Annotated in this window: 8 protein-coding genes; 5 read left to right on the forward strand and 3 right to left on the reverse strand. The window is 63.3% G+C overall.

Annotated elements, in window-relative coordinates; all coding sequences use genetic code 11:
• Positions 1 to 244: 244 nt before the first annotated feature.
• From HX855_RS26760 to HX855_RS26770, 3 genes are all read right to left on the reverse strand, one after another.
• Positions 245 to 706 (reverse strand): cysteine hydrolase family protein, encoded by a 462-nt coding sequence (locus tag HX855_RS26760; protein ID WP_177089918.1) that lies wholly within the window; start codon positions 704 to 706, stop codon positions 245 to 247.
• A gap of 198 nt (positions 707 to 904) precedes the next feature.
• Positions 905 to 2,731 carry a glycoside hydrolase family 15 protein gene (locus tag HX855_RS26765; RefSeq protein ID WP_177089917.1) on the reverse strand — a complete coding sequence of 609 codons (1,827 nt, stop codon included), beginning with the start codon at positions 2,729 to 2,731 and terminating at the stop codon, positions 905 to 907.
• Positions 2,724 to 3,524 carry an SDR family oxidoreductase gene (locus HX855_RS26770; RefSeq protein ID WP_177089916.1) on the reverse strand — a complete coding sequence of 267 codons (801 nt, stop codon included), beginning with the start codon at positions 3,522 to 3,524 and terminating at the stop codon, positions 2,724 to 2,726. The genes HX855_RS26765 and HX855_RS26770 overlap by 8 nt, the downstream gene beginning before the upstream one ends.
• Before the next feature lie 161 nt (positions 3,525 to 3,685).
• Here HX855_RS26770 and HX855_RS26775 point away from each other — a divergent pair, with 161 nt between their 5' ends.
• From HX855_RS26775 to HX855_RS26795, 5 genes are all read left to right on the forward strand, one after another.
• Positions 3,686 to 4,429, forward strand: a complete 744-nt coding sequence (locus tag HX855_RS26775; protein ID WP_177089915.1) for a helix-turn-helix domain-containing protein — start codon at positions 3,686 to 3,688, stop codon at positions 4,427 to 4,429.
• 121 nt (positions 4,430 to 4,550) lie between these two features.
• A complete protein-coding gene (bglX, locus tag HX855_RS26780) occupies positions 4,551 to 6,812 on the forward strand; it encodes a beta-glucosidase BglX (protein WP_177089914.1) in 2,262 nt (753 codons plus the stop codon).
• 103 nt (positions 6,813 to 6,915) lie between these two features.
• Complete coding sequence (locus HX855_RS26785) at positions 6,916 to 8,361, forward strand: efflux transporter outer membrane subunit (RefSeq protein WP_177089913.1); 1,446 nt, start codon at positions 6,916 to 6,918, stop codon at positions 8,359 to 8,361.
• On the forward strand, positions 8,358 to 9,488 hold the full coding sequence (locus HX855_RS26790) for an HlyD family secretion protein (RefSeq protein WP_177089912.1): 1,131 nt from the start codon (positions 8,358 to 8,360) through the stop codon (positions 9,486 to 9,488). Before HX855_RS26785 ends, HX855_RS26790 begins: the two co-directional genes overlap by 4 nt.
• Positions 9,478 to 10,989 (forward strand): MDR family MFS transporter, encoded by a 1,512-nt coding sequence (locus HX855_RS26795; protein WP_177089911.1) that lies wholly within the window; start codon positions 9,478 to 9,480, stop codon positions 10,987 to 10,989. The genes HX855_RS26790 and HX855_RS26795 overlap by 11 nt, the downstream gene beginning before the upstream one ends.
• Positions 10,990 to 11,115 lie beyond the last annotated feature (126 nt).

An 11,115-nucleotide genomic window follows, 5' to 3' on the forward strand; every position in this document is an offset into this window, starting at 1 on the left:
GAGGCTCCGAGGGAGGAGGGAACGTGGGGCAACTGTAGACCAAACAGGTGACCAAACGTCATCCGAAAGGCTGCAATTGCTTGACTTGTCTAGACGATCACCCTGTGGCGAGGGAGCTTGCTCCCGCTGGGCTGCGCAGCAGACCGCTTTGTTAACTGTGTGCTTTCTGGCAGGTTGCGGTGAGCTTTTTGGGGCCGCTTCGCGCCCCAGCGGGAGCAAGCTCCCTCGCCACAGTGGGGGCGGGTCAAATTTCTGCGCGGGTGACGATGTGTTTGAAGTGATGCCGCCACAAATCCGCGCCCAGTTTCCCCGAGCGATCCAGCGATGAACCCACGGTCAAGTCGCTGATCAGGGTGGGTTGCAAGCCCGCATCAAACAGCGCAAACCCGGCCGCCAGTACGCAGGTGTCGGTCTGGATGCCACACACCAGTACCCGCTCCGGTGCGAGGCTTTTCAGGTGGCTGATGGTTTCGGGCGTGGGGGCGTAGCCGTGTTTGATGAAGACATGGTCGGCGGCAATCAGGCTGTTGTCGTCGGGCGCTGGTTGCCAGCCGAGTTGGCGGGCGAACGGGGTGATGCTTTCGTCGTGACGTTCGACGGTGGCCACTGACGGCATGCGGCCCAGCAGGGCGTTGGTGCCGTCCACCAGCCAGTCGGGCGGGGCGAAGGAGGGTTGCACGTCGATGATCAGTAGAACCTGGCGCATTGGAGTCCTGGCAGGGATCGAAGGGCTACGCATTGTGCATCGGGAATACTTGGCCTCCAAGTCTGGTGCGGTCCTTGTGGGAGCTGGCTTGCCTGCGATAGCGTTGGATCAGCTCATGCATCAATAACTGAAGCACCGCTATCGCAGGCAAGCCAGCTTCCACAGGGTTACTCATGTGGGGTCAGAGGGGGCACGGCCTCACGGCTGCCACACCGTCTTCACCCCGCTCAACTTGCGGTCCAGGAACGTCGCCGCGCTGATCAACGCCAAGTGGCTCAACGCCTGTGGTGTATTACCCAAATGCCGTGCCTGGTTATCGAACTCTTCGGCATACAACCCCAACGGATTGGCATAGCGCAGCAGCTGTTCAAACTCCAGATGGGCCTTCTCCACTTGCCCGGCCCGGGCCAGGCATTCGACGTACCAGAACGAGCACGCCGCAAAGGCGCCTTCGGTGCCTTGCAAGCCGTCAATCTGGCTGTCGTCGTTGCGGTAGCGGTACACCATGCCGTCACGGACCAGGCTTTTCTCGATCGCCTTGAGCGTCGACAACCAGCGCGGATCTGTCGCCGCGACGAAGCGCACCAACGGCATCAACAGCATCGAGCCGTCCAGCGCCGTGCTGCCGGTATGCTGCACAAAATGGCCGCGTTCTTCGTTCCAGAAATTGCTCCAGATATCCGCGTAAATCGCCTGGCGGGTCTGGTCCCAACGGGCAAACGGCGCCGGCAGCGAACGCTTGGACGCCAGGCGAATCGCCCGGTCCAGGGCCACCCAGCACATCAGCCGCGAATGCAGGAAGTGATGCTGCTCGCCACGCATTTCCCAGATGCCCACGTCTTTCTGGTTCCAGGTTTCGCACACCTGGTCGGCCACTTCCACGGTGTGTTTCCAGCCCTCGTGGGAGATGGCTTCACCGTATTTGTTGACCAGGTACACCGCGTCCATCAGTTCGCCATAGATATCAAGCTGCACCTGGTCGTAGGCTTCGTTGCCGATGCGCACCGGTTTCGCGCCGCCGTGGCCGCTGAGGTGGCTCAGCTCGGTTTCCGGCAGCTCCTGGCGGCCGTCGATGCCGTACAGGATATTGATTTTCATCGGCTGATCGCTGCAGTCCCCGACGCGGCCTTTCAACCAGCGCATGTAGCCGTTGGCTTCCTCGATAAACCCCAGGCGCATAAAGGCATAGACGGTAAACGAGGCGTCGCGGATCCAGGTGTAGCGGTAGTCCCAGTTGCGCTCGCCGCCGGGGCTTTCCGGCAGGCCGAAGGTGGCGGCAGCGAGGATGGCGCCGTGTTTGCGCGAGGTCAAAAGCTTCAAGGCCAGGGCCGAGCGGTTGACCATTTCGCGCCAGCGCCCGCGGTAGTTGGACTGGGCGATCCAGCCGCGCCAGAATTTCAAGGTGCGCTCCAGGCACAGGTCGGTGCAGTCGCTTTTGACCCGGACATCGTCCCGGGCGCCGAGGACAAATTCGGCGCCTTCTTCGTGGCCCAGGTCAAAGGTCGCGACGGCGGCGTCACCGTCCAGCTGCATGGCGTGGCTGCCGGTCAGGCGCAGGCCGGGCTGGTCCGCTGCGTCAAAGCACACGTCGCCGTCGTCCAGCGTGGCCCGGGTCTTGGCGCGGGCATAGTCATGCCGCACCGCGCAGCGCAGGTGAAGGGTCGCCTTGCCGCTGACCACCCGCACCCGGCGAATCAGGATGGGCAGGTCGTCGACTTCTTCGCTGATGGTCAGGAAGTCAGTGATTTCCACCACCGCGTCGTTGCTCAGCCAGCGGGTTTGCAGCACGTTGGTGTCTGGCAGGTAGATCTGCTCGCGGCGGGCGTCGGGCAGGTCCGGTGTGAGCTGGAAAATCCCGGCGCTGGGGGAATCCAGCAGCGAGCAAAAAATCGAGGGGCTGTCGAACTCCGGCCAGCAGAAAAAATCGATGCTGCCCTTGTCGTTCACCAGCGCCGCACTGCGCATGTCGCCAATGATGCCGTGGGCATCAATGGCACTTTGTGGTTCGTTTTTCAGGTCAACCATTGCCACGAAACTCCGGATAAAGGCTCATGCCGCCGTCAATAAACAGGGTGCTGCCCACCACGTAATCGGAGGCGTCACTGGCCAGCCACACCACCGCATTGGCAACGTCTTCGACATCACCGACCCGGCCATAGGGAATCAATTTGAGCAGCTCCACCTCGGCCGCACCTTCAGTGGCGGCGCGGTTGATGGCCGTGCGAATCGCCCCCGGCGCAATGCCGTTGATGCGGATGCGTTGCTGGCTGACCTCCTGGGCCAGGGTACGCATCAGCATTTCGACGCCGCCCTTGGACGCGGCGTAATTCACGTGCCCGGCCCAGGGGATCACCTGATGCACCGAACTCATGTGGATGATTTTGCCAGCGGCCCGGGAAACACCTTCGCGCACGCCCTGGCGATTGAAGATGCGCAAGGCGGCGCGGGCGCAGAGGAACTGGCCCGTCAGGTTGACGCCGATCACAGCGTTCCAGTCGTCGAGGGTCATGTCGACGGCGGCGGCGTCTTTCTGCATGCCCGAGTTGGCCACCAGAATATCCAGGGTGCCGAAGGCATCGAGGGTTTGTGCAAACAGCCGTTCCACATCGGCCTCTTTCGACACATCGGCGCCAATCGCAATGGCCCGGCCGCCGCTGGCATTGATCTGCGCCGCCAGGGCTTGCGCTGGCGCCGCCTGGGCGTTGTAGTTCAGCACCACGGCGGCACCGGCCTCCGCCAGGGCCTTGGCGGCCCCCGCGCCGATCCCGGAACTGGCGCCCGTCACCAGTGCCACTTGTTGTTCCAACGAAATGCGCATCGTCCACCCAACCTTTTTCAGAGTGCCCAGTTAGCTGACTGGCGGGGTGGGCCACAAGTTCACCGGCTGTCTGGAATGCGACGATGGCTGTCCATATCTATCGTTTTCGCCAGCGGGCTTTTCGCTAGAATCAACACCTGATCGAGACGAGACGTTTCCCCATGACCCTCCCGCCCAGGCCCTGGCTTGAAGCCTATGCCGACAACTACCGCAACGACGACGTGGTGCATCCCCATTGCCATGCCCAGGCGCAGCTGATCCACGGGGTGTCCGGGGTGATGGTGGTCAGCACCGCTCAGGGCAGTTGGCTGGTGCCGTCCGGGCATGCGTTGTGGGTGCCTGCCGGTACCCCCCATGAAATCCGCATGGCCGGCGAGGTGCATATGCGCACGCTGTTCCTGATGCCCGAGGCCGAGCCGGGCTTGGGCCGCACTTGCCAGGTGATCGAAGTGTCAGCGCTGTTGCGCGAGCTGATTGTCGCCGCCACCCTGATCGCCGGGCACAACAGCCCGCGGCTGCAGGCCATGGTCGAATTGATCCGCATGGAGCTGCTCACCGCGCCCGTGGTGGCGATGCACGTGCCGGTGCCCGGCGAGCCGCGGCTGGCGCGGTTGTGCACCCATTTCATCCGCAACCCGTCTGACGACAGCAGCCTGGAATCCTGGGCCGACAGCCTGAACATGAGCGCCCGTACCCTGAGCCGGGTGTTCCAGCGCGAGTTGGGTATGAGCTTCGGCGAATGGCGCAAGCGCGCCCGGCTGGCCTTGAGCTTGAAGTTGCTGGCCCAGGGCGTGTCGATTCTGGAGGTGGCGCTGGAACATGGGTATCAGAGCCCAAGTGCGTTCAGTGCGATGTTTCGCAAGTCGTTGGGTTATCCGCCGAGTCATTTCCGCCCGGTTGGGTAGGGTTTTCACAGGCGTGGCCGATGACCGAAGGGCAGCCTACCTGTGAGTTCTGACAGTAGACACTCGCGCCCCAATCCTTAACGCTGCAGGCAATCAATGACGCGTCCAGAGGATGGGCCTCATGGGAAAAACCCTGCTGCTTTGCCTGCTTGTCAGCCTGTCTGGCGGCAAGGTTATGGCGCAACCCTCGCTCACGAAGGCCGCGTTTATTGAGCACGTGCTGGGGCAGATGACCCTTGCCGAGAAAGTCGGTCAACTGGAACTGGTGGGTATTGACCGGGATCAGACGGACACCCATATCCGCCAAAGGATTGCTGCCGGATTGGTCGGTGGTATCGCTGGCCTCGCTTCACCGCCTTATGGGCAGGCGTTGCAACGCGTCGCAATGGAACGCAGCCGGTTGAAGATCCCGCTGTTCTTTGCGGCGGATGTGATTCATGGCGTGCACACCGTATTTCCGGTAAGCCTGGGCCTGGCGGCCAGCTGGGACATGGCGGCGATTGCCCTGGCGGGGCGTATCAGCGCCCGGGAGGCGAGCGCCGAGGGTGCTCATTTAACGTTTGGTCCGTCGGTGGACATGACCCGCGACCCTCGGTGGGGCAGAGTCTCGGAAGGCTACGGTGAGGATCCGTTCCTGGCCTCCCGTATCGCGGGGGTGCTGGTCAAGGCGTATCGGGGAGACGATCCTCACGCCGCCGACAGCCTTATGGCCGGCGTCAAACACTTCGCGTTGTACGGTGCGGTTGAAGGCGGCAAGGATTACAACAGTGTCGAGATGAGCACCGCGAACATGTACCAGTTCTACTTCGCGCCTTACCGTGCCGCTGTCGACGCCGGCGCGGGCATGGTCATGATCGCGTTCAACGCTATCGGCGGTGTACCGGCTGCCGCCAACCGGTGGTTGATCAGGGACGTGCTGCGTCATCAATGGGGATTTGGCGGTGTAACCCTGGGTGATTGCCGGGCGATTGAGGGGTTGGTTGATCATGGTGTCGCCCGTGATCCCCGGCAGGCCGCTGCGCTGGCGCTGCGTGCAGGGGTCGACATGGAACTGTGCGATGACGCGTATGGCAAGTACTTGCCTGGATTGGTTGCGTCGGGGGACGTCGATGTCGCGTTACTGGATGAGGCTGTCCGCCATGTGCTCGGCCTGAAATATGACCTGGGGTTGTTCGACGATCCGTATCGCACGCTCGGCAGCGTAGCGTTGCCGCCCATTGCGGCGCGCCTGCAGCGAGCAGCCGCCCGCGACATTGCCCGCAAGACGTTTGTGTTATTGAAAAATGCTCATCAGACACTGCCGTTGAGCAAGCAGACCCGCATTGCGCTGGTCGGCCCTTTGGCCAAGAGCCAGCGTGATTTGCTGGGCAGCTATTGCGGTGACTGCGACGACCAGCCTGTGGTCAGTCTCTACGACGGCATGGTGCGCGCCGTTCAAGGCCAGGCAACGCTGGTTTATGCCAAAGGTGCGAATGTCTCCACGGACGAGCAGTTGTCTGAACGCCTGAAGTTCTACCAGACGCCATTGGAGCTTGATCCGCGTTCGCCCGAAACGCTTCTGGGCGAGGCGCTGGAGGTTGCTCGTCAAGCCGAGGTTATCGTGGCGGTGGTGGGAGAACCCTGGAGTTTCAATGATGAATCTATCAGTCGGGCGGATATCAACTTGCCGTCCAGTCAGCGCCGATTGCTCAGTGCACTGAAGACGTTGAATAAACCCTTGGTGATCGTACTGGTGAACGGTCGCCCTCTGGATTTGACCCAGGAGCAGGCGCAGGCCGATGCGCTGCTGGAGACCTGGTTCAGTGGTACGGAGGGCGGCAACGCGGTGGCTGATGTGTTGTTTGGCGACTACAACCCGTCAGGCAAGCTGCCGATGACTTTTCCCCGGTCGGTGGGGCAAATTCCGGTCTATTACAACCACTTGAATACCGGGCGTCCGTTCAATCCTGCTGCGTCCGAGAAATACACCAGCCAATACATCGACGAGCCCGACGGCCCGCTCTATCCCTTCGGCTATGGTTTGAGCTACACCCGGTTCGAGCTTTCGGGCCTGCAGCTGTCAACGCCGGTACTGCACAGGGGGGAGTCGCTCACGGTGAGCGTTACGCTGGCCAATACCGGCCCGCGTGACGGCGAAACGGTGGTGCAGCTGTATCTGCGTGATGTGGTTGCGTCTGTCAGTCGACCGGTCAAGGAACTCAAGGGCTTCCAGAAAATCATGCTCAAGGCCGGTGAGCACACGGTGGTTGAGTTCACCCTGGATGAGAATGACCTGAAGTTCTACGACGCCCAACTGCACTACGTTGCCGAGCCCGGTGAGTTCAAGGTGCAGGTGGGCCTGGATTCGCAAGCGGTCCAGGAGCAACGCTTCGAGTTGCGTTAAGCAAACATATTGTCCGTTTAGCGACGATGCATGGCCCTGACGCGGGCGAACCGGACACGCCACCTGCCTAACCTGCAAGGCTCCTTCTTGAGCGAGCCTTGTGATGCACAGCCCTTCTTTTCATCGATGGATGACCTGCGGCCTGTTGAGCGTGCTGGCGGGGTGCAGTGGCCTGTCCGGCGAGCGGTCGACTGTCACGGCGCAGCCAGCGCCGCGGCTGTCGGCTGAATCGGCCGCGCCGCTGCCGGCCCGTTGGTGGCAGCTGTACCGTGACCCGCAGCTGGACGCCCTGGTGGCGCGGGCCCTGCGCCAGAACAAAGACCTTGAGGCCGCTGCCGCCCACGTCGACGCCTTGCTGGCGCGGCTGGAACAGGCCGATGGCGAGCGCCTGCCGTCCACATCCCTGGACTATGGCCTGGCCTACGGTCGCAGCCGTGATGACCAGACCCTGGCCCAGGCTACCCATGGTCATGCCGGCGCCGAATGGAGCCACACCCCGGAATTCTCCCTGAGCTACACCCTGGACCTGTGGGGCGAGGTGCGGTATCGCATCGCTGCTGCACGGGCCGATGCCCACGTGGCGCGGGCGCTGGAGGACGAGTTGCGGGTGACGGTGGCGGCGCAGACCACGCGCGCCTATGCCCAGGCCTGTGTCTATGGATTGCAGGCGCAGGTGCAGGCGCACTCGGTGCAGGTGCTGGAGCAAAGCGTTGCGGTCACGCAAAAACTGCAAAAGGCCGGGGCGGCGACGGACCTGGACTTGAGTCGCCTGCAAGGCCTGCTGGAAGAAACCCGCGCACCCTTGGCACTGTTCAGTGCCCGGCGCCGCAGCGCGTTGTATGAGCTGGCCGTGCTCAGCGGTTTGCCGCCGGAGCAGGTCACCCCACACCACTGTTCCCAAGGCCTGCAGTTGCAGGCACCGCTGCCGGTGGGCGAGGGCTGGGCGCTGGTGCAACGCCGGCCGGATATCCGCCGCGCTGAAGGGCAACTGCGTGCCGCCACTTCGAGGGTGGGGCTATCGCGGGCCGAGCTTTACCCGCGGATTACCTTCGGCGCGATGCTCGGTTCGTCCGCCAGCAGCCTGGGCAAACTGGGTGACCGCTACGCGACGGTGTATTCCGTTGGGCCGCTGGTGTCCTGGCGCTTTCCGAATCGGCAGATCGCCCAGGCGCAGGTCAAGCAGAGCCAGGCCGAAGCGCGCCAGGCGTTGGCAACGTTTGACGGCACGGTGCTCAACGCGCTGAAGCAGGTGGAGCAGGCCATGGCCTTGTACCAGGGCGAACAGCAACGTCGCCAGGCCCTGGCCGCGGCCCTGGACAACAACCGCCGCGCCTTCGACCTGGCCTCCCGGGGCTACCACGCCGGCGCGCTGGATGCCCTGCAACTGCTGGACAGCGAACGCAGCCTGGTGGGCCTTGAAGCCCGCGTGGCCGAATCCGACTTGCGTGTGATCAACCGCCAGATCGACCTGTTCCAGGCCCTCGGCGGCGGCTGGCAGCGTGACGATCAAACCGCCCCCTTACCCATCGTTGCTGGAGCCAAGCCATGAACCAGGCTGTTGAACCCATTCGCCTGACCGTTATGCAGCGTCATCGTCGTACCCTGGTGACCACCGCGTCCCTCGCGACGTTGTTGGGGCTCGCCGTGTTCGCCGGGTATTGGTGGCAGTGGGGACGCTTTCTTGAGGAAACCGACGACGCCTATGTGCGCGCCGATTGGGTCGCCATCAGCCCACGGATCGCCGGGTATGTGGCCCAGGTGCTGGTGGAAGACAACCAGCCGGTCAAGGCCGGGGATGTATTGGTGCGTATCGACGACCGGGATTTCACCGAGCGCCTCAACAGTGCCCAGGCGCAACTGCAACAGGCCCAGGCGGCCGCGACGGCGCAACAGGCCTCGGTACAGACCCTCGACGCACAAATGAGCGAGCAGCAGCAACGCATCGCCCAGGCCCGGGCGGCATTGCGCAGCAGCGAGGCCGAGGCCCGGCGCGCGGGGCTCGATTACCAGCGTTACCGCGAATTGGTCGCGCAGCAGGTCGCCAGCACCCAGCATTTGGAAACCGTCAGCGCCAGCCAGGCCAAGGCCCAGGCCGCGCGGGTGCAAGCGAACGCCCAGGTCGCCCGGCAGCAAGCGCAGTTGCAAGTGTTGCAGGCGCGTCGGCAACAGGCCCAGGCGCACATTGTTGAGTACCAGGCACGTGTCGGTGAAGCCCAGGCCAACCTGGCCCTGGCCCGCAATGCGCTGAAGGACACCGAGATCCGTGCGCCTTTCGACGGGGTGGTGGGCCAGCGCAAGGTCCGTCGCCAGCAGTACGTGATGCCCGGCCTGCCGCTGCTGGCGGTGGTGCCGGTGGAGCAGGCGTATGTGATTGCCAACTACAAGGAAACCCAGTTGCAGCACATGGCGCCGGGGCAATCGGTGGACATTTCGGTAGACAGTTTTTCCGGTGCGCACTGGCACGGCCAAGTGGAAAGCATCGCCCCCGGCTCCGGTGCGGTGTTCGCCCTGTTGCCGCCGGACAACGCCACCGGCAACTTCACCAAGATCGTCCAGCGGTTCCCGGTGAAGATCCGCCTGGAGCCGGGCGAGTCGCGGATGCTGCCGGGCATGTCGGTGATCGCCACGGTCGACACCCGCCCGGCCGCACGCCAGGAGCACGTCCATGGAGGGTGAAGGGCGTGTGCCATTTCGCGCCTGGGTCGCGGTGATCGGCGGGTTGTTCGGCTGCTTCATGGCCGGGATGAACGTGCACGTCACCAGCGCGGCGCTGCCGGAAATCGAAGGCGCACTGGGCGCAACCTTTGAGGAAGGCTCGTGGATTTCCACCGCCTACCTGGTGGCCGAAATCATCATGATTCCCCTCACGGCGTGGCTGGTGCAGGTGTTCTCCCTGCGCCGGGTGATGCTGTGGGGCTCGGGGATATTCCTGTTGGCCTCGGTGGCGTGTTCGCTGTCGCCGAACCTGCAAGTGATGATCTTCATTCGGGTGGTGCAGGGCGCGGCCGGGGCGGTGCTGATTCCCTTGTCGTTTCAACTGATCATCACCGAGCTGCCGGCCAGCAAGATTCCGCTGGGCATGGCGTTGTTCAGCCTGGCCAACAGCGTCGCCCAGGCGGCCGGGCCGTCCATTGGCGGCTGGCTGACTGACGTGTATTCCTGGCGCTGGATCTTTTACCTGCAACTGTTCCCGGGGATCGCGTTGCTGGCGGCGGTGGCGTGGTCCATCGACCGCCAGCCGATGCAGCTGGGCCTGCTGCGCCAGGGCGACTGGCTGGGCATCGGCTGCATGGTGCTGGGCCTGGGCGCGTTGCAGATCGTGCTGGAGGAGGGCGGGCGCAAGGACTGGTTTGGTTCGCCCTTTATTGTGTGGATGACGTTATTGGCGGTGGTGGGCTTGATCGGCTTTGTTGCCCGGCAATTGTGGGGCGCCCATGCCTTTATCAACCTGCGGCTGCTGGGGCATTACAACTTTGGCGTGGCCAGTGTGGCGATGTTCATCTTCGGTGCCAGCACCTATGGGCTGGTGTTTCTGGTGCCCAATTACCTGTCGCAATTGCAGCACTACAACGCCCGTGAGATTGGTGTGAGCTTGATTGCGTATGGGCTCGTGCAATTGATCATGGCGCCGTTTCTGCCGCGTTTGATGAAGTGGGTCAGCGCCAAAATGCTGGTGGCCTCGGGGTTCGCGATCATGGCCCTGGGCTGCTGGATGGGGGCGCACCTGTCGGCTGACAGTGCCAGCAATGTGATCGTGCCTTCGATCGTGGTGCGGGGCATGGGGCAGCCGTTGATCATGGTGGCGTTGTCGGTGCTGGCGGTACATGGGCTGGCCAAGGCGCAGGCGGGGTCGGCGTCGGCGGTGTTCTCGATGTTGCGTAACCTTGGCGGTGCGGTCGGCACCGCGCTATTGGCGCAATGGGTGGTGGTGCGCGAGCGGGTGCATTCGGCGCGTATTGGCGAGTCGGTGACGTTGTTTGACCCGGCCCTGCAACAGCGTTTGCCCGGGGGCGGGGTGCTGCAGGAGCAGTTGCCGGATCATCAGGTGGTGCTGAATGTGTTGGACCAGAGTGTTCGTCATCAGGCGTTTTTGATGGCCTACAGTGATGCGTTCTTTCTGGCGTGTGTGGCGTTGGCGGGGTGTGCGGTGGCGGCGTTGATGTTGCGGCGTATCTAGGGGCGATGTTCGGAGTGTTGTGTCTGGGGGGTTGGGGGCTGGGGGCTGAGTACATATCCGTTATTTGGGTAACGGCTACTTAGGGTTCCGCCCTTACGGCGGGTCACGGGACTGTCAGATTTTTTG

Source organism: Pseudomonas sp. IPO3778, from assembly GCF_013386825.1.
Lineage (GTDB): Bacteria > Pseudomonadota > Gammaproteobacteria > Pseudomonadales > Pseudomonadaceae > Aquipseudomonas.